The sequence below is a fragment of the Streptomyces sp. NPDC046925 genome (assembly GCF_040644915.1).
Taxonomy (GTDB): domain Bacteria; phylum Actinomycetota; class Actinomycetes; order Streptomycetales; family Streptomycetaceae; genus Streptomyces.
This window is the reverse complement of sequence record NZ_JBEYWZ010000004.1, coordinates 199,183-225,238: the sequence shown is the minus strand read 5'-3', so window position 1 is coordinate 225,238 and position 26,056 is coordinate 199,183. Positions and strand designations below refer to the sequence as shown.

30 protein-coding genes and 1 pseudogene are annotated in these 26,056 nt (G+C 70.9%); 13 read left to right on the top strand and 18 right to left on the bottom strand.

From position 1 onward, the window contains the following. Nucleotides 1–171: 171 nt before the first annotated feature. Nucleotides 172–1,434 carry an ROK family protein gene (locus ABZ906_RS19410; RefSeq protein ID WP_361383858.1) on the top strand — a complete coding sequence of 421 codons (1,263 nt, stop codon included), beginning with the start codon at nt 172–174 and terminating at the stop codon, nt 1,432–1,434. A gap of 256 nt (nt 1,435–1,690) precedes the next feature. Here ABZ906_RS19410 and ABZ906_RS19405 read toward each other — a convergent pair whose 3' ends face one another. Next, complete coding sequence (locus ABZ906_RS19405) at nt 1,691–1,900, bottom strand: hypothetical protein (protein WP_361383855.1); 210 nt, start codon at nt 1,898–1,900, stop codon at nt 1,691–1,693. A 105-nt stretch (nt 1,901–2,005) separates the two neighbouring features. Between ABZ906_RS19405 and ABZ906_RS19400 the strand changes: the two genes are divergently transcribed. Then, nucleotides 2,006–2,326, top strand: coding sequence for a DUF350 domain-containing protein (locus ABZ906_RS19400; RefSeq protein ID WP_361383852.1), 321 nt, complete (start codon nt 2,006–2,008; stop codon nt 2,324–2,326). Nucleotides 2,327–2,469: 143 nt separating this feature from the next. On the opposite strand, the gene ABZ906_RS19395 is transcribed toward ABZ906_RS19400, so the two are convergent. Then, nucleotides 2,470–3,048 (bottom strand): TetR/AcrR family transcriptional regulator, encoded by a 579-nt coding sequence (locus ABZ906_RS19395; RefSeq protein WP_361383849.1) that lies wholly within the window; start codon nt 3,046–3,048, stop codon nt 2,470–2,472. Between the two features lie 95 nt (nt 3,049–3,143). Here ABZ906_RS19395 and ABZ906_RS19390 point away from each other — a divergent pair, with 95 nt between their 5' ends. Then, on the top strand, nt 3,144–4,406 hold the full coding sequence (locus ABZ906_RS19390) for an NADH:flavin oxidoreductase/NADH oxidase family protein (RefSeq protein ID WP_361383846.1): 1,263 nt from the start codon (nt 3,144–3,146) through the stop codon (nt 4,404–4,406). A 126-nt stretch (nt 4,407–4,532) separates the two neighbouring features. Here the strand turns inward: ABZ906_RS19390 and ABZ906_RS19385 are convergent. From ABZ906_RS19385 to ABZ906_RS19375, 3 genes and pseudogenes are all read right to left on the bottom strand, one after another. Further along, nucleotides 4,533–4,631, bottom strand: a pseudogene (locus tag ABZ906_RS19385) (acetoacetate decarboxylase); the annotation flags it as partial. A 477-nt stretch (nt 4,632–5,108) separates the two neighbouring features. After that, nucleotides 5,109–6,584, bottom strand: coding sequence for an FG-GAP-like repeat-containing protein (locus ABZ906_RS19380; RefSeq protein ID WP_361383843.1), 1,476 nt, complete (start codon nt 6,582–6,584; stop codon nt 5,109–5,111). 138 nt (nt 6,585–6,722) lie between these two features. Next, nucleotides 6,723–7,733, bottom strand: a complete 1,011-nt coding sequence (locus tag ABZ906_RS19375) for a winged helix-turn-helix domain-containing protein (RefSeq protein ID WP_361187503.1) — start codon at nt 7,731–7,733, stop codon at nt 6,723–6,725. 254 nt (nt 7,734–7,987) lie between these two features. On the opposite strand from ABZ906_RS19375, the gene ABZ906_RS19370 reads away from it, so the two are divergent. Together ABZ906_RS19370 and ABZ906_RS19365 are read left to right on the top strand one after the other, a co-directional pair. Next, complete coding sequence (locus tag ABZ906_RS19370; RefSeq protein WP_361383840.1) at nt 7,988–8,284, top strand: hypothetical protein; 297 nt, start codon at nt 7,988–7,990, stop codon at nt 8,282–8,284. 53 nt (nt 8,285–8,337) lie between these two features. Then, on the top strand, nt 8,338–8,628 hold the full coding sequence (locus ABZ906_RS19365; protein WP_361383837.1) for a hypothetical protein: 291 nt from the start codon (nt 8,338–8,340) through the stop codon (nt 8,626–8,628). A gap of 87 nt (nt 8,629–8,715) precedes the next feature. Here the strand turns inward: ABZ906_RS19365 and ABZ906_RS19360 are convergent, their stop codons facing one another. Next, nucleotides 8,716–8,970 carry a DUF6332 family protein gene (locus ABZ906_RS19360; RefSeq protein ID WP_361383834.1) on the bottom strand — a complete coding sequence of 85 codons (255 nt, stop codon included), beginning with the start codon at nt 8,968–8,970 and terminating at the stop codon, nt 8,716–8,718. A 121-nt stretch (nt 8,971–9,091) separates the two neighbouring features. On the opposite strand from ABZ906_RS19360, the gene ABZ906_RS19355 reads away from it, so the two are divergent. Continuing rightward, nucleotides 9,092–9,673, top strand: coding sequence for an adenylate kinase (locus ABZ906_RS19355; RefSeq protein WP_361383831.1), 582 nt, complete (start codon nt 9,092–9,094; stop codon nt 9,671–9,673). A 28-nt stretch (nt 9,674–9,701) separates the two neighbouring features. Here the strand turns inward: ABZ906_RS19355 and ABZ906_RS19350 are convergent, their stop codons facing one another. From ABZ906_RS19350 to ABZ906_RS19335, 4 genes are all read right to left on the bottom strand, one after another. Further along, nucleotides 9,702–10,391, bottom strand: a complete 690-nt coding sequence (locus ABZ906_RS19350; protein WP_361383828.1) for an AraC family ligand binding domain-containing protein — start codon at nt 10,389–10,391, stop codon at nt 9,702–9,704. Between the two features lie 83 nt (nt 10,392–10,474). Further along, entirely contained in the window at nt 10,475–11,368 is an 894-nt protein-coding gene (locus tag ABZ906_RS19345; protein ID WP_361383825.1) for an NAD(P)-dependent oxidoreductase, read from the bottom strand. Then, nucleotides 11,365–11,499 carry a hypothetical protein gene (locus ABZ906_RS19340; RefSeq protein WP_361383822.1) on the bottom strand — a complete coding sequence of 45 codons (135 nt, stop codon included), beginning with the start codon at nt 11,497–11,499 and terminating at the stop codon, nt 11,365–11,367. The genes ABZ906_RS19345 and ABZ906_RS19340 overlap by 4 nt, the downstream gene beginning before the upstream one ends. A 126-nt stretch (nt 11,500–11,625) precedes the next feature. Further along, nucleotides 11,626–12,105, bottom strand: a complete 480-nt coding sequence (locus ABZ906_RS19335; RefSeq protein ID WP_361384841.1) for a DUF6194 family protein — start codon at nt 12,103–12,105, stop codon at nt 11,626–11,628. Between the two features lie 48 nt (nt 12,106–12,153). On the opposite strand from ABZ906_RS19335, the gene ABZ906_RS19330 reads away from it, so the two are divergent. Further along, nucleotides 12,154–12,903: a MerR family transcriptional regulator gene (locus ABZ906_RS19330; protein WP_361383819.1), complete on the top strand. Its 750-nt coding sequence runs from the start codon at nt 12,154–12,156 to the stop codon at nt 12,901–12,903. Between the two features lies 1 nt (nt 12,904). Here ABZ906_RS19330 and ABZ906_RS19325 read toward each other — a convergent pair whose 3' ends face one another. After that, nucleotides 12,905–13,405: a MaoC family dehydratase gene (locus tag ABZ906_RS19325; protein WP_361383816.1), complete on the bottom strand. Its 501-nt coding sequence runs from the start codon at nt 13,403–13,405 to the stop codon at nt 12,905–12,907. A 75-nt stretch (nt 13,406–13,480) separates the two neighbouring features. Between ABZ906_RS19325 and ABZ906_RS19320 the strand changes: the two genes are divergently transcribed. Further along, the gene (locus ABZ906_RS19320; protein WP_361383813.1) at nt 13,481–14,248 is read left to right on the top strand and encodes a class I SAM-dependent methyltransferase; all 768 of its coding nucleotides are present in this window, start codon (nt 13,481–13,483) and stop codon (nt 14,246–14,248) included. A gap of 31 nt (nt 14,249–14,279) precedes the next feature. Here ABZ906_RS19320 and ABZ906_RS19315 read toward each other — a convergent pair whose 3' ends face one another. Next, nucleotides 14,280–15,311, bottom strand: a complete 1,032-nt coding sequence (locus ABZ906_RS19315; protein WP_361383810.1) for an XRE family transcriptional regulator — start codon at nt 15,309–15,311, stop codon at nt 14,280–14,282. A gap of 237 nt (nt 15,312–15,548) precedes the next feature. Between ABZ906_RS19315 and ABZ906_RS19310 the strand changes: the two genes are divergently transcribed. The 4 genes from ABZ906_RS19310 (at nt 15,549) to ABZ906_RS19295 (ending at nt 18,667) form a co-directional block, all read left to right on the top strand. Continuing rightward, on the top strand, nt 15,549–15,833 hold the full coding sequence (locus ABZ906_RS19310) for a hypothetical protein (protein ID WP_361383807.1): 285 nt from the start codon (nt 15,549–15,551) through the stop codon (nt 15,831–15,833). 204 nt (nt 15,834–16,037) lie between these two features. Further along, the gene (locus tag ABZ906_RS19305) at nt 16,038–16,826 is read left to right on the top strand and encodes an aminoglycoside phosphotransferase family protein (RefSeq protein ID WP_361383804.1); all 789 of its coding nucleotides are present in this window, start codon (nt 16,038–16,040) and stop codon (nt 16,824–16,826) included. Nucleotides 16,827–16,947: 121 nt separating this feature from the next. Beyond that, entirely contained in the window at nt 16,948–17,997 is a 1,050-nt protein-coding gene (locus tag ABZ906_RS19300; protein WP_361383800.1) for a LacI family DNA-binding transcriptional regulator, read from the top strand. A gap of 334 nt (nt 17,998–18,331) precedes the next feature. Continuing rightward, nucleotides 18,332–18,667, top strand: coding sequence for a hypothetical protein (locus ABZ906_RS19295; protein ID WP_361187532.1), 336 nt, complete (start codon nt 18,332–18,334; stop codon nt 18,665–18,667). Between the two features lie 87 nt (nt 18,668–18,754). Here ABZ906_RS19295 and ABZ906_RS19290 read toward each other — a convergent pair whose 3' ends face one another. The 4 genes from ABZ906_RS19290 to ABZ906_RS19275 all read right to left on the bottom strand — a co-directional run bounded on the left by ABZ906_RS19290 (nt 18,755) and on the right by ABZ906_RS19275 (nt 23,407). After that, nucleotides 18,755–19,264, bottom strand: coding sequence for a hypothetical protein (locus tag ABZ906_RS19290; RefSeq protein WP_361383797.1), 510 nt, complete (start codon nt 19,262–19,264; stop codon nt 18,755–18,757). 215 nt (nt 19,265–19,479) lie between these two features. Then, nucleotides 19,480–21,327, bottom strand: a complete 1,848-nt coding sequence (locus tag ABZ906_RS19285) for a GMC family oxidoreductase (protein ID WP_361383794.1) — start codon at nt 21,325–21,327, stop codon at nt 19,480–19,482. Then, nucleotides 21,324–22,724, bottom strand: coding sequence for a hypothetical protein (locus ABZ906_RS19280; protein WP_361383791.1), 1,401 nt, complete (start codon nt 22,722–22,724; stop codon nt 21,324–21,326). The genes ABZ906_RS19285 and ABZ906_RS19280 overlap by 4 nt, the downstream gene beginning before the upstream one ends. Beyond that, entirely contained in the window at nt 22,721–23,407 is a 687-nt protein-coding gene (locus ABZ906_RS19275; RefSeq protein ID WP_361383789.1) for a GntR family transcriptional regulator, read from the bottom strand. The genes ABZ906_RS19280 and ABZ906_RS19275 overlap by 4 nt, the downstream gene beginning before the upstream one ends. Nucleotides 23,408–23,693: 286 nt before the next feature. On the opposite strand from ABZ906_RS19275, the gene ABZ906_RS19270 reads away from it, so the two are divergent. After that, complete coding sequence (locus ABZ906_RS19270) at nt 23,694–24,545, top strand: GNAT family N-acetyltransferase (RefSeq protein WP_361383786.1); 852 nt, start codon at nt 23,694–23,696, stop codon at nt 24,543–24,545. Nucleotides 24,546–24,560: 15 nt separating this feature from the next. Here the strand turns inward: ABZ906_RS19270 and ABZ906_RS19265 are convergent, their stop codons facing one another. Both ABZ906_RS19265 and ABZ906_RS19260 read right to left on the bottom strand, forming a co-directional pair. Continuing rightward, nucleotides 24,561–25,022: an SRPBCC family protein gene (locus tag ABZ906_RS19265; RefSeq protein ID WP_361187545.1), complete on the bottom strand. Its 462-nt coding sequence runs from the start codon at nt 25,020–25,022 to the stop codon at nt 24,561–24,563. A gap of 10 nt (nt 25,023–25,032) precedes the next feature. Further along, nucleotides 25,033–25,830, bottom strand: coding sequence for a phytanoyl-CoA dioxygenase family protein (locus ABZ906_RS19260; RefSeq protein ID WP_361383783.1), 798 nt, complete (start codon nt 25,828–25,830; stop codon nt 25,033–25,035). Between the last annotated feature and the right edge of the window lie 226 nt (nt 25,831–26,056).

The window sequence follows — 26,056 nt, the reverse complement described above, 5'->3', positions numbered from 1 at the left end:
TAGTGCCTCGTCAACGGGTTGAGGCCGGTGACTTTCGATAGATGAGTGGGGGCACCTCACCCGCGGTGCGCGGCGACCGGCTAACTTGACGGGCGGCGGCGCTTGCCGGAGTTGGCGCTTGACGGGCGGCGGCGAGGGACCCGATCGCCCTACAGAACAGGAGCAGGCCTGGTGAAGGCAGATCTACGCGGAGCAGGGGTACGCGGCGCGGGCAGCGACGGGCCCCTGCGGGCGAGCGACCGCGCCTCGCTGCGCCGGACCAACCTCGGCCTGGTGCTGCGGCTGCTGCGCGATGCCGGGCCCCGGCCCCGCACGCAGATCGCGAACGAGACCGGCCTGCCCAAGGCCACCATCACCAACTTGGTCGGCGAGTTGGTGGAACGCGGCCTGGTGAGCGAGGGCGAGGCCGAGCGACTGGGCTCGGTCGGCCGACCCAGCAGCACCGTGCGGCTCGACGGCCGCACCATCTGCGGTATCGGCGTGGAGATCAACGTCGACTACCTGAGCCTGATCGCCTTCGACCTGCGCGGCGAACTCGTCGCCGAACGCCATATCCCCTACGACGCCCGGGGCAGCGCACCCGACGCCGTCCTCGACCGCATGGCCGAGGCGATCAGCGAGGCGCACGACGCCCTGCGGGCGCGGGGAGTGCACCCGGTGGCGGTGACCATCGCGGCCCCCGGCGTGATCGGGATGGACACCGGCGTGGTCTCCTACGCACCCAACATCGGCTGGCGGGACGTCGCCGTCACCGAGGGCCTGCGCACCCGACTCGCTCCCGGCGCCCTGCCGATCCGCCTCGAGAACGACGCCAAGTTGGGTGCCATCGCCGAGTACCGGGTCGCCGCGGCGGCGGACATCCACGACCTGCTCTACGTGACCGGTGAGACGGGTGTCGGCGGCGGCATCATCTCCGACGGCCGCCTGCTGCGCGGCTCGGCGGGATTCGCCGGCGAGATCGGCCACATGCCCCTGGACCCGACCGGACAACCCTGCTCCTGCGGCCGCCGCGGATGCTGGGAGACCATGGTCGGCCTGGCCGCCCTGCTGCGGCTCGCCGCGCCGCCCGGCGACGCGGTCCACGACCCCAGCGTGGATCTGGAGCAACGCCTGACGGAGCTGCGCCGCCGCGCCGACGCGGGCGATGCCCTCACCCGGGCGGCGTTGGAGCAGATCGCCGACGGCCTCGCGGTGGGCCTCGCCCTGCTCGTGGACGTCCTCAACCCCCGGGCCATCGTGCTCGGCGGCTACTTCGCCCACTTCGGCGACCATCTCCTGGACCGGGTGCGCGGTGAGCTGTCGGCGCGGGTCATGGCTCCCGAGGCCGGTGACTGCGAGATCGTGCTGTCGACCCTGGGCTTCAGCGCCGCGGCCCGCGGCGGCGCGTATCTGGCGCTCGACAGCGTCTACCAGGACCCGGGGGCGTTCGCTTAGGAGCCGCCCCCCCCTGGAGCTCCGTGGTGAACTGCCGTGCATGCCGGTGCAGTTCGGTGTAGCAGCCGCGCCGCAGTGCGCGATCAGCACCGCGCCTACGTCCATCGGATCACCTTAGAGCGCGTCAAGTACCGCGCGACCGGAACCGATCGCGGCCTACCGTTTCCGCCGATGAAGAGGCGGACGGCCCGTCCGTCGCCTGACGGAGCGGTACGACGTCACCGCGCTCGCCCTCCCCCGACCCGGGCGAGGGCGTTCAGGTCCACGTGTCCCGACGGTCCATGGGCGGCCGCTCGAGGATTTCGATGTACATGATCCGGCCGTCCACAACGTCGAGGATCAGCATCCCCTCCGAGGGCGAGAGCGGCACACAACGATGGCCCGAGCCGTACGGCTGCCCCTGCGGATGATCTGCCGTCCGGATGCTCTGACAGAAGTCGTCCTCACAGCCGCACTGGCCGAACATGGGGGGCGAGCGTAACCGCGAGGGGGAACGGACCTGCTGCCTCCCGGAATTGGTGCGGTCCCGAGTGAACCGCTCGCTCCGGTCCCGCGTCTTCCCTCCTGATCCATGATCACCACCACATATACGGGAGAGCAGACCGTGACCGACCAGCACGCCGAGCCGACCGACGAGCCGGAGTACGGCCCAGGGCCCTGGTGGGGCGACCTCGGGACGTGGGGCGCCGTCGGTCTTATCGCCTTCGGCGGAGTCGCTGCAGCGTGGGTCTTCCTCCGACTGCCCGGCACCCCGCAGGACATGGCGGTCGGCTACTACCACGCCGCCAAGATCATCGCGATCGGCCTGGTGGTCGCGGGCAGCGCGTTGCTGGGACGCCGCCGCACCGGGGCCACGACCGCCGAGGAGACGGCCGGGGCGGAACGCCCCTGACATCACCCGCCGGTGAACAACGCCGGACGGATGTGACATCCACCCCCGGCCCCCTCCCTCCTCGGGCGCCGACCCTGTCGGTCACGGCAGAAGGCGCCGGACCCATCCAGTCCCTCCGCCCCGAAACCGCGACACGGTACGCATCAGCCCCGGGCCACGGTGAACAGCGCGTGCACGGCGGCGCGGACCTGTTCGGCGACCACCTCGGGGGTGGACGTGTCGAGCTTGCCGTCCAGGTGCAGGAATGCCAGGCCGTGCACGAGGGCCCACACCGTGGTCGACAGAGCGCTCGCGTCCGAGCCGGGGAACGCGCCATCGACGATGCCCTGGACGTAGGCCGAGATGAGGGCGGTCGCGGCGACGCGTTCCTCGCTGGTCGGGTCGCACGGCTCGGCGAACATCACCCGGAACATGGCCGGATGGTCGAGCGCGAACCGCACATAGGCGACGGCGACCGAGGCGAGGTCGTCGGGCGTCGAGGGTGAGGGGTGGGCCGCGGCCAGATCCCGGGCGAGTTCGCGGTATCCCTCCGCGGCGACCGCGGAGACGAGCGCGTCGCGGTCCGCGTAATGGCGGTAGGGGGCCGTCGCCGATACTCCGGCCCGGCGGGCCACCGCACGCAGGGACAGCCCGGCGCTGCCATCTTCCTCCAGCAGCTCCCGCGCGGCCTGGAGACAGGCGGCGCGCAGATCGCCGTGGTGGTACGCAGCCGCTTGCGGCACAGGTCACACTCCTCAATGTTTACGGCGCTAACATCCCGCCCTAATGTGAACAGCGCATACATCGTAATCGACACCGATGGAAGAGGGGAACTTTGATGATCAGCGAGCTGTTCTCGCCGCTGCACCTGGGATCCGGGCAGGTCCTGGACAACCGGATCGCGAAGGCGGCCATGGAGGAGAACCTGGCCGACGCCGGCCAGCTCCCCGGCCAGGAGCTGCTGACGCTCTACCGGCGCTGGTCCGCCGGCGGCGCCGGACTGCTCATCACCGGCAATGTGATGGTCCACGCCGAGGCCCTGACGGGCCCTGCCGGGGTCGTACTCGACGAGAACGCGCCGCTTGAGCCGTTCACGCAGTGGGCCAAGGCGGGGAAGGCCGGCGGCGGGAAGCTGTGGATGCAGATCAACCACCCCGGCCGCCAGGTCCAGTCCGACATGCCTGGCGTCGTGTGGGGTCCCTCCGCGGTAGGCGTCGATCTGGGCCGGCTCAGCAGCCGCTTCGGCCGCCCCGTCGCCATGACGGCCGCGCAGATCGAGGCCACCGTGACCCGGTTCGCCGTCACGGCGCACCGCGCCGAGAAGGCGGGATTCGACGGCGTGGAAATCCACGCCGCACACGGCTACCTGCTGTCCCAGTTCCTCTCGCCCTTGGTCAACACGCGCACCGACGCGTGGGGCGGGTCGCTGGAGAACCGGGCCCGGATGCTGCTCGACGTCGTCCGGGCCGTACGCGCCGCCGTCTCGCCGTCCTTCGCGGTCGCGGTCAAGCTGAACTCCGCCGACTTCCAGCGAGGCGGGTTCGACGCCGACGACGCCCGGCAAGTGATCGCGATGCTCGAACCGCTCGGCGTCGACCTGGTGGAGCTCTCCGGCGGCAGCTACGAAAGCCCGGCGATGACCGGCCGCCCCGCCGATGCCCGCACGCAGGCCCGCGAGGCCTACTTCCTCGACCTGGCGAAGGACCTGGCCAGGACCAGTCCCCTGCCGCTGATGCTCACCGGCGGCATCACCCGCCGTGCCACCGCCGAGACGGTCCTCGCCGGCGGCGTGGCCCTCGTCGGGATCGGCACCGCTCTGGCCGTGACCCCGGACCTGCCTGCCCGGTGGCGGGACGGCGGTGAGGCCGGCCGTCAGCTGCGTCCGGTCGCCTGGTCCAACAAGGCTCTTGCCTCGGCCGCGACCATGGCGCAGGTCCGCCACCAGCTCAACCGCATGGCCCGCGGCAGTGACCCGCGGCCCGGCACTCACCCCGCGTGCGCCCTGATCTCCGAACAGCGCAAGCAGCGAAGGGCTCTGCGCACCTACCGCTCCTGGCTGTCCGCCTCCCGGGACGCCGCACCGGCGGCCCGGAACGCGTGACGCTGTCGCTCAGACGTCTGCGGAGGTCGAGAGCGGCAGGTCGGTCACCGGGATGCCGGTGTCGGGGTGAGCGCCTGATGGGCAGTCGAAACAGGCCTCCTCTCCGGTTGTTCCGGCTACGCACCGAGAGGGGGCCGGCATGTGCAACGCGAGTTGGCCTTCGGTCATTACGTCGAACTGCACGATCCTGGTCGGCCTGAGGGAGCGCAGGTCGTCGGCCATGCGCCTTGTGCGAGCGGGGCCGCCTCCAGAGCGGCGCGGCACCGTTCGACTTCCTCGGCGACGTTCTCCATGAACCACCGCATGATCGCGTAAGGGATCACGTGCTCGTCGTCGCCGTGGAAGTGGACGGCCGGTTCGAGATCCGGGTCCTCGTCAGGTATCACCGCCACCAGGAAGGCCGGGCCGGGCAGGTGAGTTGCGGCACCGGGAACGTCCGCCCATGCTTCCGGCGCGCGGACGGCCTCGCTCAGTTCTACGCACCAGGCGTCGTCGGGCAGGGCGTAGTGGAACTGGACGGCGTAGTGGCGGCCTGCGTGTTCGCGCAGCTCTGCTGGCATCCCCGCAGGCTTCCACACCTCTCAAGCCCAGTCACACGGATATCGGTCGGTCACAGGGGTGTTGGCCGCCGAATCACGATCCGGTGCCCCGCGGCCAACACCCCTCCCCCGCTCCCGACCGTAGAGCGGCAGGCGGCCGGACTTACGGGATCACCACGCCGGGGCCGTTGTCGCCGCTCAGGTTCAGGCCGAACAGTGCCTTCTGCGCCGGTGCGCCGATGTCCGTCGGGTTCTGCGCGGCCGACTTCGAGGCCGTCACGCCGGAGGCGGAGCCGCGCAGCAGCCACACCGCGCCGCCGTTCACGACGCTGCCCAGGTTCTCGCCCGGCGCGCCCGCCGTCAGGTCCGCCTTGCCGTCGCCCGTCACGTCGAGCAGGCGCACCGACCCGCCGAACCGGTCGCCGGACTCCGCGACACCCGGTACGTCCGCCGTGTCCTGGTGGAAGGCCTGGGCGCCCGTGCCGGTGAGCCCGTTCCTGCCGCTCTTGAGCACCACCACGGCACCGGCTTTCGCCTTCGTGCCGATGGCCTCGCCGGGGACGCCGACGGCCAGGTCGGGGTAGCCGTCGCCGTTGGTGTCGCCCGTGCTCAGCCGCCCGCCGAACTGGTCGCCCTTCTCGCTCGCCCCGGGCACGCCCGCCGTGTTCTGCGTGATCGTCTGCGTGCGGGTCTGGCTGGGGCCGGACGGCGAACCGTAGTAGATCTTGACGGTGCCGGGGTCCTCCTCGGTGCCCTCGGTGTCGCCGTTCGGGAAGATGCGGGTGGCGAGGTCGGCGTAACCGTCCTGGTCGAAGTCGGCGACGGCCGTGCCGGCGGCGGAGTCCAGGCGCTGGGGGACGGTGGAGAGGCCGGACTTGGTGCCGAGCCACAGCTTTCCGCCCTCGGCGTGGTTCTCGTAGACGTAGAAGGTCGCGAGGTCCTCGATGCCGTCGCCGTTGAAGTCGCCGGCGGCGGTGGAGTTGATGGAGTTGTCGGTGCTGTAGACCTTCACCTGCTGCTCGCGGGCGGGGGCGCCGTCCCGCTCGAAGGGACCGTAGAGCACGTCGTGGTAGTCGTAGTCGTCGCCGTTGCGCATGAACAGGTCCGTGTGCCCGTCATTGTCGAAGTCGCCCGCGGTGATGTCCTCGCCGACCTGGGCGTTCGCCGGTGCCCCGACACGGACGGCGCCCTCGCCGGTGATGCCGGACTTACGGCCCCACAGGACGATCACCGATCCGCCGACGTTGTCCTCCGGACGGTATTCGCGGGTGACCAGACCCAGGTCGGTCAGGCCGTCGCCGTCCAGGTCGCGGGCGATCATCGCGTAGCCGAAGCCCTGGTTGTCGCCGGAGGCGCCGGGCACGCCGGGGCTGTCCTGGCTGATGACCGTGGTACGCGCGGCATCGATGCCCTGCGCCGAGCCGTACCTGATGGTGATGTAGCCGGCCCAGACATGGCCGCCGACCTTCGCGCCGGGGGCGGCGACGGCGACGTCCTGGTAGCCGTCGCCGTCGAAGTCCTCGCGCACGGTGGTGGCGCCGTCCTTCGCGGATGCGGTGCCTGCGACGAGCGGCACGCCGAGCGACCCGATCAGGGCGGCGGCCACGGCGGTCGATATGGCGGGTCTGCGGATGCCCACGGTTCCTCCTTAGGGCGCGAGCGGTGCCGAAACACGTGCGCGCGGATGTGATTCATCTGCGAGACACGCGGAAACGGCTGATGGTTGTGCGCTGAACGCCACTTGAACGGAAGCGGGCGGGCCGTGGGCCCGGCTCTCTCAGGCTGCGGTGTTGAGGAGGCCGGTGCCCGCGGGGGTGATGGTGTGGAGCGCGGTGTTGTGGTGCCGGGTCGTCCGGGAGAGGCCGGCGGTGCGCAGAACGGTCGCGTGCTGGCTGGCGCTGGCCGGGGAGATTCCGGCGTGGCGGGCGAGTTCGGTGGTGGTGCTGCCGGGGTGGTGGGCGATGGTCCACAGCACCACGGCGCGGGTGTGGCCCAGGAGGGCGGTCAGGGAGTCGGGGATGGTGCTCAGGGTCCGCGCGGTGTCGGTGGGCGGCAGGAAGAGGTCCGTGTCGCGCAGGCCGACGGGATAGGTCAGCCACGGCTGGGGTTCGGCTGTTTCGTCCAGCGCGGGGTAGACCGCCCCGAAGACGGAGGGGATCAGGAGCAGGCCGCGGCCCGCGAGATGGATGTCGCCCGCGCTGCCGGAGGCCATGGTGAGTTCCAGGACGGGCGGCTTCCAGCGGATGTAGCGGGGGTTGAGCCCGGACAGCAGCGCTTGGAGCCCGCCATGTGCGGCCTGCCGGGTGCGCAGTGCCTGATCGGCTCCGCTCAGCGCATCGATGTGCTGCTGGTAAGGCGCGATGACGTGCTGGTGGGCGTGGGCGGCGGTGTCGGCCAGGTCCATGAGGAGTTGTCTGTCGCTGCCGAGTGACTGGGTCCAGGCGGGCACGGCACGCTGTTGGCCGCGTCCGGCCCAGGTCTCCATGTCCTTGCGGATACGGGCGGCGGGCGTGGCCCGTATCCGCTCCAGTGCCTCGTCGATGCTGCCGGCCGCCGTGTGATCGAGGAAGTCCACCGTCCAGCCGGTCGGCGGGATGAGATCGAGCAGGCGCCTGCTCCGTGACGGCAGTCGGCGCAGCGATTCCCTGCGCCAGGCCCCGAAACGGGTCGGATGGCTCCCTTCTTGCAGCAATCGCAGCGCGATATCCAGCTCCAGCATGGGACGGGGTCCGTCGGCCAGCCGGGTGCGGGCCAGATCTCCGGCCGTGAAATGGATACGAAGGGACATGGCGCAGAGCCTGATCAAGATGTCGTTATTCGGGCTAGGCCAAATCACGTCGATCCTCGATCACTCACTCGGCCAACCTTGCACGCGAGCGAGCACGAGCACAGTCCGCTAGGGCGCTCGATCGGTGGACCCGATCGGGATGTCGGACGGCCGCGTCAGGGGGGAGGCGACCGCCCGGCTGTGCTCGTGCCGCCGCACAACGCTTTCCGGTAATGCGCCGGGAATGCAAGGCATCCGAGAGAAGGGAAAAGGTCATGCGCAAGCGTGGTTTTCTCGTCGGCGCGACGCTGGGTTCTGCGCTGTTGGTGGGAGGGCTCGCGGCCCCCGCCCAAGCCGCCCCGTCAGGCTGCTCGACGTGGCGGACCAGCCCCACGTTCGCCTACGGCTCCTGCAGTGTCGTACCGCCCGGCGACATGTGGCGTCTGGGTATCCGTTGTTCGGACGGCGACTACGACTGGTCCGCGTGGAAGAAGACGTCGCAGCGCACGAGTTTGCGCTGCAACAACAGCGGGGCGGTCCTCACCAGTGCCTGGATCGACCCGGCCAACTGACGTACTGCGCCGGCCCGGTTCCGTTCTTCCCTTCACCCCACAGGAGATCTCTCATGCGTGTTCGCAGTGCTGTCGCGTCCGTCGGTCTGGCGACGACTGTCGCTCTCGGTGTGATGTCCGTTCCGGCTCAGGCGGCACCGACCGGGTGCGACTCGTGGAGAACGAGTGCCACGTTCGCCTACGGCGTGTGCAACGACATGTCGCGCGGCGGCTGGTGGCGTCTGGGCATCCGGTGCTCGGACGGCGACTACCTCTGGTCGAGCCCGAAGCACACCACGCAGCGCACGAGTCTTCGCTGCACCGGCGGGTCCGTCATCACGCACGACTGGATCGACACATTCTGACCATCCGTTCCGCGAGTCAGCGAGGCCACGGCATCCGCAGGCGCGGATGCCGTGGCGGGCTGTCGTCCCCTGTCGTCCCCGAGCGGCTCAGCGGCCCAGCCGTCGCTGTGCGTCGAATCGGCGCAGCACGCGCACCACGCGCCACACTCCGCACACCGCTCCCGCCACCAGGCCTGCTTGCCGTAGGTTTCCGCGTGCCGGACCGGAAATGCCGAAGGCCAGCGTGAGGGCGATGGCGGCGGCATATACGACCGCGGCCAGCAGGGCGGCCGTCACCAGGGCGAAGACGATCTCCACCGACATCGCGTCCTTCTCCCACCGCGACTCACGCCCCATATCCATGCCGCAAGTCTTACACCACGGCGGTCGCCGCATCAGTGGTACGCCGGGAAGTCCATTCGGTGTTGCGTGGTCACCCGCGGTCCGGGCACGCTCTGTTCCCGCAGACCTGAAGAGGAACCCCGTGAAGATCGCTGTATTCGGCCTCCCCGGCACCGGAAAGTCGACGCTGGCCCTGGAACTGTCCATCCGCACCGGCATCTCCGCCACCAGCCTGGACGCCGTGCTCTTCGCTCCCGGCGGCACGCTGCCGTTGGACGACTTCCGCACCGAGGCCGCCAGCATCACCGACGGACCGGCCTGGATCGTGGAGGGCAACTACTCCAAGCTCGCCGACATCGTGTGGCATCGCGCCGACGTCCTGGTCTGGCTCGACTACCCCCTGCCCGTGATCGCTTGGCGCGTCGCCGCGCGGTGGGCCCGCCAGGTGACGGGCCGCGAACCCAACCCCAACGGCCTGACCTTCCGCCGTACGTTCACCGCACGGCGGTCGGTGTGGCGCAACGCCTGGCGCAAGTACCGCGCCAACCGGCCCCGTTACGCCCGCCAGGCGAGCGAGGCGGCCGCCATGGGGGTACGCGTGCTGCGTTCGCGCAGCCCTCGCCAGACCCTCAGATGGGCACACGAACTGAGCACGGCCGACGGGTCCGGCCGGCGGCAGGAGGGCTTGCAGGCATCGGCGGGCGACGCGCCCCGCCACGACTGACTGGCGGGCCCGACCTGCCGCCCCGGCGTCAGTTCACGCCGGAGGTGAGTTCGCTGAAGAGTTGGCTCGCCGCGGGTGAGGTGAACTGGCGTTGCAGTTCGGCTCGGGCCGTCTGCTTGCGGAACTCCCCCTCATGAGAGGCGTCACCGGCGTTCTGCATGAGCTCGGTGATCCATGCCGCGAAGGCGAGGTCGGTCAGGGTCGCCGCCCGGCCGGGGTCTGCGTGCAGCAGATCGGTGACGGTGCGCAGGCGGTCGTCGGCCGGTTCGGGCAGGTGCAGGGACTGCTCGGGGGTCTCGGCGACCTCATCGATCACCACCGCGCGCAGCCGCTCGAAGGCCGCCGGGCGCATCTGTGCCCGCTCGGTCAGCGCCAGGAGCGCTTCGCGCAGCAGAGGGTTCACGGAGAACACGCTGGGGCGCGCCGTCAGCATGTCGCACAGGTCGGCCGGGACGGTGAGCAGGCGCACGTCGGTCTCGCCGTAGAAGCGGTGGGAGTGTGCGAAGCCGGGCGGCGTCCACGTCATGCGGTTGGCCGGAGCGACCCGGGTCCCGCGCTCGGTGGTGGTGGCCACCGCGCCCGCAGCCGCGTACACCAGCTGGCCGTCGTCGTGGGAGTGCGTGTCGAGGTGATAGCCGTGCGGGAGCCGGCCCGCCCCGTTGAGCTGCGTCGGGTGCGGCGCGGAAGACCGCGGGGAGGGCTGGTGCGCTTTCGGCATAAGCCGTCAGCCTACCGATGGGGAATCGGGGCGAGCTCGGCCGACGGGGCGGTGCGGGCGTGGGTCAGTTGTTCGCGGGCGGGTCAGTTCTTCGCGGGCGGGTCGTCGAAACTGGCGAAGTAGGCGGCGGCCATGTCCTCCTGCCCGTGCCCGGCCGCGGCGGCGCGCGCCAGGCGGTCGGCGCCCGCGGCGGCGACGTCGAGCCGGACACCGTACCGGCGTCCCGCCTCGACGATCAGGTCCGCGTCCTTGACGGCGGTATTCACGGCGAACTGGGCCGGGGACAGCTGGTCGTTGAGTACGAGACCGGCCTTGGCCCGCAGGTAGGGCAGGTCGAGCCCGCCGCCCTCGATGGCGTCGAAGAAGCTCTGCGGATCCACCCCGAGCGCCTTCGACAGGGCGAGGACCTCACCGGTCGCGGCGGTGGCGGCGATGACCCAGCTGTTCGCCACGAGCTTCAGCCGGGTCGCGCTGCCGGCGGCCCCGTCCTCGCCCGTCCAAACGGTACGGGCACCGACCGCGTCCAGAACGGGTGTCACGGCGGGCCGATGCTCGCTCGGACCGGCGGCGAGGACGACCAGCTGCCCGGCTTCGGCGGGCTGCCGGGTGCCGAGGACCGGGGCGTCGAAGAAGACCAGGCGGTGCTCGTCGGCGAAGCGGGCCAGGCCGTCGATCGCCTCGATCCCCGCGGTCGTCGACTGCACCCAGGCCGTGCCGGGGCTCAGGGCCTCAGCGGCCCCCCGCATGACGTCCAGGGCGGCCGGGCCGTCGTACAGCATGGTCAGGACGACCTCGGCGCCGGTGACGGCCTCGGCCGGGGTGTCGGCGATCTGCACGCCGTCGGCGGCCAGGGGCTCGGCCTTATCGCGGGTGCGGTTCCAGGCGCGGACGGTGTGTCCGGCGCGGGCCAGGTTGCGGGCCATAGCCGCCCCCATGATCCCCGTGCCCAGAACGCCCACGGTGCGCGTGACGCTCATCGGCCCGCCTCCTCGGACGCGGCACGGGCGAGGCCGTCTTGCAAAGCCATGTGGCCGGTGCCGGTGCCGGTGCCGGTGCCGGTGCCGGGGAGATGCTTCTCGGACCAGGTGATCGCGTTCTGCCTGTTCATGCGGGGATCGTCCTCTCGGATACGTCGGGCTTCCGCGCCGCGTTGCCGCGTCACAGGCATCCTCACGGTCTGCCGCCTGTACCGCTATCTGGTGACTCCGCCCCTCATCGTGTCAGCCGGATCGTGTCAGTCGGTCTCCGGCGGGTGTCCTGCCGCGTGCCGCCGTACGAACCGGGCACGTGCGGCGTCATGGGCGCCGCGCAGAAGCCGCAGCACCGTCTCCGTGGTCCTCTCCCCCGGAGTGACGACGCAGATCCAGCCGAGCGCTCCGTACACCGGGTGCGGCAGCACACGGTCGGTGGCTGCGTAGTCGCCGGACTCGCCGGCACCGCGCGGCTCCTGTCCGGTGAGTTCCCGGAACGTCGCACGGTCGACGTGGACGTTCACGCGCCAGCGGCCCGCGGGGTCGAGGTCGGAGGCGACGTCGTCGGGGTAGTTCTTGGTGACGATCGTCCCGTAGGGCTGAACGTTCTGGGGCATCTGGCCGTCGGGGGCGTAGTAGAAGAACGCGTCTCCCCACACCAGCTCGGGCAGGTCGTCTCCCGGCCCAGGGGTAACCACGAGCGCTCCGTCGAGGCCTCGCACGTTCGCGATGATCTGTTCCATACTCATGGTTCAAGCATCACCTTCAAGTGCTTATGTGGGGTTGGACCGGTGGGCGAGACCACGAGCGGAGCGCGACGAGCACCGCTGAGAACCGTCGATGTCGCCAAGCAGGCGGGGTATTCGGTGCAGCAGGTGCGTGACCTGGAGCGGCTGGGAGTCCTTCCCCCGGCCGCCCGGTCGGCCAACGGCTACCGCTCGTACACCTCAGCTCACGTGCATGCCCTCGGTGCCTATCGCGGGCTTGCCGGCGCCGTCGGGCCGGTCGCAGCCCGGCAGATGCTCACGGAGCTGCGGACGCAGTCGTTCGCGGAGGCGGCCTCGGCGATCAGCACGGTGCATGTGGGGCTCGCGCGGGAACGGGACGAGGCGTTGCGCGCCCAGAAGGCGTTGCGCGCGATCCGGGAGGAGACCAGCGCCTCCGGGTTCGAGCAGGAGAGCGACGCGATGACGATCACGCAGCTGGCCGCAGCGCTCGACGTACGTCCCTCGACCCTGCGGTTCTGGGAGCAGGAAGGGCTCGTGGCCCCCGAGCGGGTGACGTCACTGCGAGCACGTCGCTACGGACTTCCGGCGATCAGGGCGGCCCGCATCGTCGCGGCGCTGCGGAGCACCGGATACGGCATTCCCGCGGTGCGCGACATCATGGCCTCCCTGCACCGGCTCGACGGCCTGGAGGAGACGCGGCACGTCCTGCAACAGCGGCTCGATCAGATCGCCCTGCGGACCGTGGCCCTGCTGCGGGCGGGCACGGACCTGGCAGCCGTGGTCATGGCAGCCCCGGAGCCGCCCGCCGCCTGACTCAGCCGGTCGTTCGGCGCAACAGCAAGTTCATGGCGGTCAGCGTGAGTACCGCCTCGTCGTGCTGGTTGCGGACTTCGACATCCGTGTGCACGATCCCTCGGTCCGGTTTCGTCCGTGAGGGCCTGGCCGTACGGATGTCGGTGCGGATGGACAGGCTGTCGCCGGGACGGACGGGGCGGACCCAGCGCAGTTCGTCGATGCCGGGGGATGCCAGGCTGGCGACCTTGCTGACGTAGTGGTCGGCGTACAGGCGCATCATCACGGACGCGGTGTGCCAGCCGCTGGCGATGAGCCCTTTGAAGGGGCCAGTGGCTGCGGCCTGGGGATCGGTGTGGATGGTCTGCGGGTCGAACTCGGCGGCGAAGCGGAGAATGTCCTCCTCGATGACGGTGATGCTGCCGTAGGCGTACGTCGATCCGGGGGTGTAGTCCTCGAAGTAGCGTTCTTCGATCGGGGTGTTGAAGTCCGGTCCCAGCGCTGAGGTCGATGGTGTACTCATCGACCGCACGCTAGCGGAGATACCTCCCCCGGCGGGACCGGAAAGGATCAGAACGGCGCATGCGAAGATGCCGTGATGTCCGCTGTGCCCCGATCCCGCTCCCGCTCCTTCGACCAGGCCGCCGAGCGCTATGCCGTGAGCCGGCCTTCCTACCCGCCCGCCATCCTGGACGAGGTCGAGGCGTTCCTCGGACGCCCGTTGCAGGGTGCCCGGGTCGCGGATGTCGGCGCGGGCACCGGCATCGCCACGGTCCTGTTGCGCGAACGGGGCGCCGACGTGCTCGCCGTCGAGCCGGGCGCGGGCATGGCCGCCCAGTGCCGCAACGACCACCCCGGGCTCCCCGTCGTACGCGGCGACGGCAACGCCCTCCCCCTCCGGGGCCGTTGCCTCGACCTGATCACGTACGCGCAGGCGTGGCAGTGGACGGACCCCGCCCGCTCGGTACCCGAGGCGCTGCGCGTGCTGCGGCCGGGCGGGGTGCTCGCGGTGTGGTGGAACACGACGGATTTCGACGTGCCGTGGATCGCTGCCCAGCATGAACGCATCGCGCGCTTCGCCGGAGTTCCGGCGCACGCCCGGACCCGTCCCCGCGACGAGGAGGCCATCGCGCTCGCCGGGTTCACGGGCCTGCGTGCGGTACGCCGACGGCGGGGCTGGAGCCGGACTGTCCCCTTGGCCACACACCTCACCAACATCGCCAGCCGCTCGGCGCTTCTGGTGCTCGGGGAGAGCCGCGTTCGTGACTTCCTGGCGGACGAGCGCGCGCGGCTGAGCGAGATGTTTCCCGATGGCGAGGTGGAGGAGAGTTACGTGGTCGACCTCCTGATGGCGGCGGCGCCATAGGGGCCGACGAGTCCGAACCTCCCGGGGGCTTTCACCGGGACGAGAGGGCGCGTTCTGCGCCGGCTTGCGGGGGCGGGGTCAGTTCGATCAGGAAGTCCTGGTCGGCGGCGCCGGAGCAGCGGCCCTGGACGATTTCCGCTCCGTCTTCGGTGTCCTGGTCGCGCAGGCTCAGACAGCGGCTGGTGATGGCCGAGCGGATGCGGAAGTGCGCTGTGTCCGGTGGGCCGAAGCGCTCGATGCGGAACTGTTGGGTGCGGTTGTCGTCGGCGCAGTCGTCGCGGGGCTCAAGCAGGTTGCGGCCCGGTCCTTTGCGCAGGACGGTGAGGCAGCCGATGCCGTACTTCGGGTGGTGCCACTGGATCTGTACGAGGTTGCTGCCCAGTGGTTCGAGGAACACCTGCGGCAGAACGGCCTTCGTGCAGGGGTGTTGGGCGGCGACGGCGGTCTCGTACCGTCCGGTGCGGTCCTTGCCTTCGGTGAGGCACATCTTGGGGGTGCGCGCGGGGTGGATCCGTGCCCAACTGCCCACGGCGAGCATCCGCAGCCCGGTCACCGGCGTCGCGGGCAACGCGGCCGGGGTCGACGAGTCGTGGTCCAGGCTGCTGACGCCGAGGGTGCCCGCGACCCCGATGGCGACGGCACCCAGCAGGCAGGCCGCCCGGCGCCGCCACGGGGTGCGTGCCGGGGCAGCGGCAGGCGGGGGTGGAGCGGCGGGTTCGGCGTCGGCCTCATCACCGGTTGACGCGGTTTCGGCGGCGGTGGCGATGCGGCGGCGTGCATCGAGCCACTGGCGTACGTCTTCGTCCCCCAAGCCGCAGGCGCGGGTGAAGGCCTCGACGAATGGTTCGCGGGGCAGGGTGACGCGGCCGAGCGTGGTCGCGATCGTGCTCGCCGGGAGTGTGTCGGCGTTTGCGGTGGCCTTGCTCTCGAGCTGGCGGTAGGTCAGTCCGGACCAGAGCCGCAGCGTGCGCAGGGCCGCGGTGAACTCCGCGGGGGTACGGACCTGTTGGAGCTGCGCTGCTGCTTCCGGCGGCTCGGCGAAGCCGGCTCCCTTCTGATCCATTACTTCAGCATGACCCCAGAGATCATCACTGGTCACTGCTGAAACAAGCCGTGTTCAAGGGCGCTCGGAACACACTGAGCCCTGTTCCGAACAGACGCGAACGCTGATTTCCCTTGTCGGCCCGGCGGCCGTGCGGACATGGTCGGCAGCGGCCGGATTCGGCTGGCCGGGGCAGCCCGGTCACTCCCGGCCGATCAGCCCCACCCTTCATCCGACACATGATCCTGAAGGAGCATCATGCGTACTCGTACATGGTTTGCCGGCCTCGCCGCAGGAGCCGCCCTGCTGGCCGGCGGCCCGATCGCCGCCGCACAAGCAGCCCCCGCGCCTTCCCAGACCAGTACGACATCGGCCGTCGCGGCGAACACCGCTGCAGTGCCCCGCACGTACACCGACGTCGGCACCTACCCCACCAAGAAGACATGTGAAGCAGACGGCCGGGCCTCCGTCTACTCCGACTGGTACTGCCAGAAGAGCAGCACGACCACCAACTATCACCTCTGGGTGAACCTGAACTCGTAGGCCTGAGCACCACCGCGCCGGGACGGTCGACCCGTCCCGACGCGGTGGCTCCGGGGGAGGTAGACCCTTGGCTTCGCTGCGGGGGCTGGTGACCGCCCGCTCCCCCAGCGAAGCAACAACCCCGCTGGGCACCACCGGTTCAGCTGCCGCCTGACATCATCGCTTCTCATGAGTTCTGTCGCATGGAGTACTCACGCAGTTGAGGTGGCCGCCGACCAGGTGGTCAAACGGTTCCCGGGTGGGGACAAGGACCGCGCCGAGCGCGAATGGCGCGCGTTGAGGCTCCTGTCCGCTCATGCGCCGGGGCTGGCTCCTGAGCCCCGGAAGGCGGATCTCACAGCGGCCGGGTCGACCGTGCTGATGTCCCGGCTCGCCGGGGTGCCCCTGCGTGGACGCGCCCTGGGAGTCGAGCAGGTCACGGCGCTGGCGCAAGCAGCGCGGAGGCTGTACGCCGCGGTACCCGCCGATACGCTCCGCGAGGTTCCGATCAGGCCCGGCCAGCAGAGCGATCTCGTCGCCCATCTCCACGTCTGGGCCGTGACGGCTCGTCCCGAGGTCCCGGATGGCCCGGTGGCGCTGGCCATGGACCGGGGGCTGGACTGGCTCGCCCGGTCAGGACTGGATGCGAACGGACCCGTGGATGTTCCGCCGGTCTTCGGCCCGGGGGACGGCAACCTGGCCAACTATCTCTGGGACGGCTCCAGTGTTCGCGTGGTCGACTTCGAGGACTCGGGTCGCAGTGACCGGGCTTTCGAGCTCGCGGAAATCACCGAGCATGTGGGCAGCTGGGTCGAGCACCCGCTCGATGTCCCCGCATTCCTGCGGCACTTCGACCTGACCGCGGCCGAGTCCGCACGGCTTGAGCGATGTCGCCGACTCCTCGCCCTGGTCTGGCTGTTCCTCCTGAACTTCGACCAGCACAACGAGAACACCAAGAATCCGGCCGGCACGGTGGAACGGCAGGCCGGCCGATTGATGGGCCTGCTGCCCTGATAGGTGCTCCCGGCCGGCGGCGCGGTAGTCAGTGTCGTGGGCGTCGGAGTGGGTGCCTCGTGTCTGTCTTCGGCGGTTAATCTGGCCAGCGCCCGGGGAACTGCGCGCACTGGAGGCGGCGTTGGCGGAACGGTCGAGTGGGTATCGCCCCACTCTTGAGGACGTGGCGCACCGGGCCGGGGTTTCGAAGTCCACGGTGTCCCGTGTGATCAACGGGGAGCCGCGTGTGCGGGCCGCGGTCGCGGAGCGCATCCGGGAGGCCGTGGACGAGCTCGGCTACGTTCCCAACCAGGCCGCGCGCAGCCTGGTCACGCGCCGCAACAACGCCGTCGCCGTCGTGGTCACCGAACCGCAGAACCGGCTCTTCGTGGACCCGTACTTCAACTGCCTGCTGCGCGGTATCCGGCAGGAGCTCGTCCGGCAAGGGGCGCAGCCGGTGCTGTTGTTCATCGAGGAGCCGGACGACTATCCGCGCGTCGGGAACTTCCTGGGCGGCGGTCACGTCGACGGCGCCCTGCTGTTCTCGCTGCGCACCGACGACCCGTTGCCGGCCATGGTCGACCACATGGGCCTTCCCGCCGTCTTCGGTGGCCGCCCGGCCGACGACTCCGACCACCGCAGCCACACGTACACATACGTCGATGCCGACAACCGCGGCGGGGCCAGAGAAGCGGTCCGGCATCTTCTGTCGCTGGGGCGCCGCCGTATCGCGACCGTCACCGGCCCGCTCAACCAGGCGTCCGCGATCGACCGTCTCGACGGCTACCGGGACATGCTCCCCGACGCCCCGCCCCGGCTCATCGCCGAGGGTGACTTCACGCTGCGGGGCGGCGCCGATGCCATGACCGTGCTCCTTGACCGGTGCCCCGATCTGGACGCCGTCTTCGTCGCCTCCGACCTCATGGCGTCCGGCGCCCTGCGTGTGCTGCGAGAGCGCGGGCGCCGGGTGCCCGAGGACGTGGCGGTCGTCGGCTTCGACGATCTGGCGAGCATCGCCGAGGCAACGGAGCCGCCGCTGACCACGGTGCACCAGGACATCGAGGGAATGGGGCGCCTGATGGCCCAATTGCTGTTCCGGCGGACGTCGGCCCCGTCCGCGTCGGCGGCAGACAGCTCTCCGTTGTCCTCCGTGGTCACCCCGGTGCGTTTGGCCGTGCGGCAGTCCGCCTGAGGCCCAAGAGCCGCTTCCGTGACGACCGCGCGTGCTGTTCAACTACTGAGCGCGACAAGGGCAGTTCGAATGATAGCGCTGCGTAGCCCTATCGCCACGGCCTGTCCGAGAGTACGCTGGGGGCATAGTCCGTGGTACGACCGCATGCCGTCAGCGCGGCAAGCTCGTACCGGCGACCTTATGGGCCCGGAGTGGGGCTCCTCCGCCAGCGGCTGCACCAGCGGGTCCATGCGCCCGCCACACAGCACCGCGAGAGACGCCGCTCCCCTTCGAGGGCTCCCCCTCTCTTCCGGCTTCGATGGTTCTCGACGGTGCACAGCAACCGGGACCTTCTATGCCCAGCTACTTCAACGACGATTCTCTGCTCATCGTGCCCGCCGGCACCTCCGCGGGCGTGCGCCTGTTCGGTGAGGTCCTCGGCGCGCACAAAGGCGCACTCACCGTCGCCCTGACCGATCAGCGCCGCGTCACCCACGAGATCACCATCGACCTGAGGGGGGTGCACTACCTGGCCAACAGCGCCCTGGAGATCCTCGTGGCCCTCGCCCACAACCTCCGCCCACCCCAATGCCTGCTCATCCGCTCCGACCCTGCCCTGGCACTGCGGGAAAGGCTCGCCGAACACGGATGGGACGACATCGAGACCCTGCAACTCGTCGAAACCGGCTGAACTCTTCGTGCCCAGAGCCTGTGTACCGATCCCCACCGCCCGCCACCAAGGGCGAACAGCGGAGATCCGTGCACAGGCTTACGCGGTTCAGCAGCCGCCGCAGTTGTAGTACAGGACATCCCAGTGGTTGCCCTCGTCGGCGTAGATGTTGCCGGAGCCGGACTTGTACTGCGGAGCACCGTCACCCCGCGGTCCGATGTAGGTGAAGGTGTTCTTGACGTAGTTCGTGACGCAGGTGCTCTTGCCGAAGTCGAGCTTGTATCCGTTCCAGTGGGAGTACGTGCCGCTCGCGTGGCCGGTCTCCGTTCCGCCCGTGATGTTCAGGGCGCACCCGCTGGCGCGCTTGAGGGTCTGGGCCCCTTGCGCGGTGGCGAGGTTGAGCTGGTCGAAGGACGTACACGTGGAGTTGTTGCGGTTCGAGCAGCCGCCGGAGGACGACCAGGTGACGCCGGCATCGCGGAACATCGATGTGGCGGTGGCATGGCTGATCTTCGTGGCGGCGAAGGCGTCGGTGGCCGTGGTGAGGACGCCGAAGCCCGGTGCGATCAAGGCGCCTGCGGACAGCGCGAGCGCGGTGAGTGCGGAGCGGATGCGCATGATGGTTCCTTCCTGCTGGTGACCGTGCTGACGGTGGGACAGCGGTGGTGCAGGGGGAGTGCTGCGGTGCAGGTGGAGTGCCGTGGTGCACGTGCAACGCGTGGTGCGGGTGGAGTAAGGAGATGGTGCCCGGATCCACGCCGCACAGCCAGAGGACAAAGCGGAAGGTCTCTCTTCGCTCCGGGGGGACTCCCTCGCCGCCCGGCTGCCGCTGTCTACCGTCCCTCGCTCTGCACGTACCGCTCCGTGATCGCCAGTGCTGTGGCCATGATGCTCAGCTGCGGATTGACTTCCGGGCAGGCGGGCAGCACGGAGCCGTCGGCGATCAGTACGCCGTGTACGCCGCGCAGGCGTCCCTCCGGGTCGGCCGGTGCCCTGCGGGGGTCGCTGCCCGCGGCGACCGTACCGGTGGGGTGGAAGGCGGACAGATGCAGCTGCCGGGCCGTCACGCCACTTAGCAGCGCCGCGAGTTCGGCGAGGTTGCCGGCGCGTGGCGCGGCGGGGATGCCGGTGAGGACCTGCTCGGCGCCGGCGGCGAAGAGGAGCCGGCCCATGGCGTGAACGGCGGTCATGAGGCGGTGCGCGTCGCGCGGGTGGAGGTCGTAGCGGACCAGGGTGTGTCCGCGCCCGAGCACCCGGCCCGAGGGCAGGTCGGCGATCATGGCGCCGAAGGTGGCGAGGTGCTGGGCGGACTCCAGTTCGCGGCGCAGCTCCCGGCCCACGCCCGGCAGGACGAAGCTGCTCATGCCGGGAGGTGTGGCGGTGGCTTCGACGAGGATTCCGTCACGGTGCAGCTCTTCGACGCCGACGCTTTGCAGCACGCCTTCCCAGGCGGTCATCGGCCGGGCGAACCGTCCGGCCATGCTGGTCGCCGGATGCACGCTGAGGTTGCGGCCAAGGCGCGGGTGGTTGCCGAGGCCCGAGCGGCGCAGCAGCTGCGGGGATTGCAGCGCGCCTGCCGCGACGACCACCAGCGGGCTGAGGATTTCCAGGTCGCTGCCGTCCGGGCGGCGTACGCGCACTCCCGCCGCGCGGGGTCCGCCGGGTCGGTCGGCGTCGACCAGGACGGCGCGGACGCGGGCCCCGGTGACGATGCGGGCGCCCGCGGCGCAGGCATCGGGCAGCACCGAAAGCTGCACACTCTGTTTGGCTCCGGTCGGGCAGCCCACGACGCACTGGCAGGAGCCCTTGCAGCCGGGCGCGTTGCGGCGCAGGGCACCGGCCTTCCAGCCGAGTTCGGCGGCGCCGGCCAGGGCCAGGCGCCCGTTGTTGCCCAGGACGTCCAGGGGCTGGGTGGCCACTCGCAGGGTGCGCTCGGCCTCGTCGAGATGCGTGTCGAGTTCCTCTGCGAGGGCGAAGCCGAAGGTGCTGCGCCATCGCTCGATGACCTGGTCCGGGGTCCGGTAGCAGGTGCCGGAGTTGACGATGGTGGTGCCGCCCACCGCACGGCCCGTCGGCAGCAGCAGGGGCGGGTGGCCTGCGGCGACGGTGGCCCCGCCGTCGCGGTAGAGCGCGGCGAACCGGTCGAGCGGCGCACGGCGTCCGAAGGAGGCGGTGGTGTGGTGTTCGCCCTCCTCCAGGACGACGGTGCGCCATCCGGCCCGGGCGAGGGTGCGTGCGGCCATGGCTCCCCCGGCGCCCGAGCCGATGACGACCGCGTCCGCGGTGGACCGGTCGGGCCACTGCCCGGCGGGCGTGCAGTCCAACGGCGGATCGTCCGGCGGGGCCAACGCCGGTGTGCGCGCGCCTTGTTCGAGCATCCGCTCGGTGCCTGCCGCGAGCAGCACCGGCACCTTGAGCAGATCCAGGAGCGGCACGAGCGCCGTGCGGGCGCCCAGTGCTCCCATGACGGCGTCGCGTTCGTCGGGTCCGAGGCCCGCGAGGCGGCGGCCGGTCCGGGCCAAGGCGTAGGCGTCCACGGCGGCCGCGGCGCCGCGCACTCCGGCGCGGGCGGCCGCGGGCATCGAGTCCAGGACGTCGTCGAGCCGCTGCGGCACCCGTGCGGGCCAGCGTTGGCTGCCGTCGTCCGCGAGCAGCGCGGCGACAAGCCCGGAAAGGCTCATCGCGTGCCCACTTCCGCGTGGGCAGTGCCGTCCAGGGTCCACTGGGCTTCCGGGCGCCAGCGGCCCCACCAGCGTTCCAGCCGGATGGCGGCATCGGCTCGCTCGCTGTTGTGGCAGGTGGCCGGCGTACCGTCCGGGTCGGCGTAGTCCAGGTGCAGGGTGCGCTCCTCGGCCTGTGTGACCTCGACCCGGATACGGCGAAGCCCGCTGCGGCCGCTCACCGTCCAGCGGGGCAGGCCCAGAACGACGGTGAAGCGACCGGGGCCCGCCCAGCCCACCGCGGTGCGCTCGGCCCGGCGCGGCCAGGTGCGTCCCCGGCGCCGCAGCCGCAGGAAGACCAGGGGCGGCAGCCGCCGCAGTCCCGGCCGCATCGAGACGGCGGCCACGATCTCCAGTACGTCGCCGCCGCCGAGATCGGCGTGCAACCAGGCCCAGCGGCGGGCGTTGCCGTGCCCGTAGATGCGGGCGGAGGCTCCGGGGGCGTCGTGCAGGATCAGTTCCCTGTCGCCGTAGGTGACGCTGCCGTCGTACGAGGCCCGGGCCGCGGGCAGGAGTTGGGCCGCGGGCAGCAGCGGCCTGCGCCAGGACCAGCGCGGGAAGGTGAACAGCGGGCTGTCCGCCGGGCGTTCGGCCAGGTCCCAGCGCAGGTCTCCGGCGCTGCCCGTGAGGCGTCCGGGGCGGGCGGAGATGCCGTGTGCGGTGAAGCCGTCGCCGCCGGCTCCGCGCCACGGCTCGGGGCCGAACCGTGCGTGCGTGACCGGCCCTTCGGCGGGGAAGACGGCGGCCCAGCCGTGGGCGAAGGGCGGTGTCCCGTCGGCGGGTGCGACCAGTTCGTGGTGCAGCCACAGGCCGCTGCCGGTGGCCGGGTCGGTCGCGGTGGTGTACCAGACCTCGGTACGGCCCGCTTCTCCCTTCCAGCGCGGCCTCATCAGCTCTGCGCCGTCCTCGCGGCGCGGGAAGCGGAAGCTCAGCAGGAAGGGGGCGAGCCCGCCTGCGAGGGGGAAGCGCAGGGTGCCGGACCCGACGGGCCGCTCTTCGTGCTCGTATGTCTCGTACAGCGTGAAGGGCAGGACGGTCATCGACCGGACGGGGCGCAGCGGGGTGATGGACTTCCAGCCGTCCAGGGTGAATCGGCGTCCCTGCGCGGTGAAGGTCAGCCGGTAGCGGATCCGGCGGCGCGCGAGCGGTGATATCTCCAGGGTGCCTGCCGCGTGGGCGTCGTCGGCCCATCCGGCTATCCGGATGCGTCCGGCCAGGCTCGCCCGGGTCGTGCCCAGCGGCCGCAGCACGGTGTCGGCGCCGGCCCGCAGGTCGAGGCGGGCCCGCCGGTCGGTGCCGTCGTCGAGGCGGGCCGTGCCCAGCATGGTCTCCGCGAACCGCGTTCCGCGCGGGCTCACTTGAGGCCCTCCAGCATGATGCGTTCGGTGGCGGTGAGATAGTCCTCGGCGGCCGCACCGGCCGCGGCCTCATCTCCCCTGACGACGGCGTCGATCACCGGAGCGAGGCGGGCGTGCGCGGCGTCAGGGTCGGTGAAGGGTCCGACCAAAGCGGCCCTGACCGGCAGATAGGCGTTGAACAGGGTGTTGGTGAGCAGGGCGTAGACGCGGTTGCCGGTGGCGCGGGCGAGCGCCCGGTGCACTTCGACATCCGCGAGCTGCACGGCATCCCCGCTTGTCGCGGCCCCGACCGCCTCCAGCAGGGTGCGCAGTTCGTCCTTCTGTCCGTCCGTCGCCTTGGCCGCGGCCCGCCCGGCGATCAACGCGCCGATGGAGCGCCGGACTTCGAAGACCTCGGTGATCCAGGCCGGGCTGTGCCGCACCAGCATGGGCAGCAGGTCGGCGCCGCCGAGCCGCGCGTAGTCGCGCACCCGGGTGCCCACGCCGTGCCGGGTCTCGAGCAGCCCGGCCTGGATGAGCCGGCCGAAGGCGTGCTTGAGGGTGGTGCGGGTGACGCCGTAGCCGTCGGCCAGTTCGCGTTCGGGCGGCAGATAACTCCCGGCCGGATAGCGGCCGGTGAGGATGCCCTCACGCAGCCGCCCCTCCAGCAGATCGACGACGGTTTCGCGCGGCAGCGTCTCCACGGGGTGGCCTCTCGAAGTGCTCGAAGTACTCGGGGTGCTCGGGGTGCTCGGGGTACGAGTCGATGAGTGAATGAGTGGCTCATCCACTGACGGAGGTAAGGAGAACAGTGCCGGTGCCGGGGCGTCAAGGGGTCGTGCGCGGTGCCGCCTGCTTGAGTGCCTCTCGCCGGTCCGCGACGCTGGGGCAGCGCGGGCGGGACAACGCGAGCGGAGGAAGGGCGGGAAAAGGCGGGGGAATTACGTCACCCACAGGAGTCACCCACAGAAGAGGAAGCACGGGCACACCATGGATGCCGACCGTTCACCGCTTTTCTGCGACACCGCTCTGGCCGAGCGCATCGAGCGGGTCGAGGCGCAGTTCATCGCCACGGGCAGCGAGGCCGCACGCCGCCGCAGGGCGGACACCGAGGGCTTCGTGATCCCTCTCGCGGGCGGCATGGCGAGCTTCGCCGAAGAGGGGTCACCGCTCAACAAGGTCGCGGGGATCGGCTTCGGCGGCGTACCGGACGCGGACGCTCTCGGGGCGGTCGAGCATGCCTTCGCGGCCTGCCACTCCCCCGTGCAGATCGAACTCGCCCACCTGGCCGATCCCGCGATCGCCGCCCTGCTGACCGAACGGGACTACCGGCTCACGTCATTCGAGAACGTGCTCGGCCTCGGTCTCAAGACTTCGCGCGAGCGCATCACGCCGTCCGGGATCGAGGTCCGGCCCAGCGGCGACGAGGAGTTCGAGCCCTGGCTCGACGTCGTGGCAGAGGGCTTTGCCCACCCCGACGCGCAAGGGGTGCCCTCGCACGAAGAGTTTCCGCGCGAGGTCATCGCCAGGGCCATGCGCGATCTCACGGCAGCCGCCGGCGTCATGCGCTGCGTCGCGCTGCGCGAGGGAGTCATCGCGGGCGGCGCCGGGTTCCGCACGGCCGAGGGCGTCGCGCAGCTCACCGGCGCGGCGACCGCGCCCGCGCACCGCCGCCGGGGCGTCCAGACCGCCCTGCTCTCCTACCGGCTCACCCGCGCCGCGGCCGCCGGCTGCGACATCGCCGTCATCACCACCCAGCCCGGGTCCAAGTCCCAGCAGAACGCGCAGCGTCAGGGCTTCGATCTGCTCTACACCCGCGCCATCCTGGTCAAGCAGCCCTGAGCCCGGGCGGGATCTCTACTCCACGGTCCGCGCCAGAATGCCGAGGGTCGCGCGGAGGCCTGCCTCGGGGATGACCGGGAAGATGTTCGCGTCCCGGTAGCGTTCCTCGATCTCGCTCCAGTCGTAGTACGAGGTGACCAGGGTGCCGCCTTCCTTGGGTTCGAGCCGGTAGCCGTAGAGGTGCCGGATGGGAGGCTGCACCTGGCCGGAGATGGTCCATTCGATCAGGGCGTCCTGCTCGAACTTCGTGATGATCACGGTGACGTCGTACTTGCCCATCGGGTAGTCGTTCAGCGCCTCACGGTCCATGTGGACGACGAACTCGTCACCGGCCCCGCGTACGGGCTTCCCCTCGGCGGACTGCAACATCCCCGAACTGTCGATCGCCACATGCCCGGAGGGCTCGCACAGCAACGCGAAGATCTTCTCCGGGGGCGCTGCTACCTGTCGCTGCACTTCGAATCGCTCGGTCGTCATACGGGCACCCTTACACGATCACCGAACCCGGACCAGCAGCGTCGCGCCCCAGGCCTCGGCGGATCGCCCTCTCCACGGGTGAGTACGCGCCGTCGGCCCGCTCCAGTTCGTACGGCGCGCCCGGCATCAGCGGCGGCTGGGCCATGAAGCGCGGCCTGGCCCCGTGGTGGGGCTGGGCCGCGTGCACCAGGAACGGATGGCACAGGAACACGTCGCCGGGCGATCCGGTGGCGAGGGCGAGCGGCCGGTGGTCGGTCGCCCTCGCCAGATCGGGCGCGAGGGCCAACCCGCTGGCCCCGTCTTCCCCGTACTTCTCGAGGATCTTGGGTACGTCGAGGTGTGAGCCGACCCGGATCCGGGTCGGGGCATCGTCCTCACCGACCTCGCTGAACAGGAACAGCATCAGCAATGCCCGGCCCCGAGAACGCAGGTTGGTGAAGTACCAGCTCTCCCCTTCCGGCAGATAGCTCCCTTCGATGTGCCAGCCCGCGTCGTCCGGCTCCTCCTCGTGCGGGAAGCGCAGCGGGAACGTGCCCAGCGAGTAGCGCGGCTCCCAGCGTCCGGCGCCGACGAGCAGGTCGTACGCGTGGTGCAGGGACGGGGAGTTGGGGGCGGCGGCGAACGGCCCCTGCGCCATGCCGGCCACCCAGTGCACGGGCTGTGTCCAGGTCGCCGGAACGTCCGGGTCGAGGCCCGTCTCGCGCCACAGCAGCCGCGCGCAGTCCGCGGCCACGCGGGGCGCGACGGCTCCCTCCAGTTTCACGAAACCGTCGCGGAGAAAGCGGGATACCAAGGTCGTGTCGTCCATGGCCTCATCGTGCGGCGCCTGCGGCTCCCCTCACCCCACACTTTCCGCACCGCCTTTGTCGGGTCCTGCGAGCCCTCCCCTGATCCTCCGGCCCGGTACGGAGGGGAGGCCATGCCGGTCACCTACCCGATGAACGACTCGGTCGGTTCCGGTGTCGGTGTCACGGAGCCCGAAGAGCGACATCCGGCCCGACGGACACCCCGCACCCTTGCGCCGGATGGTGCCC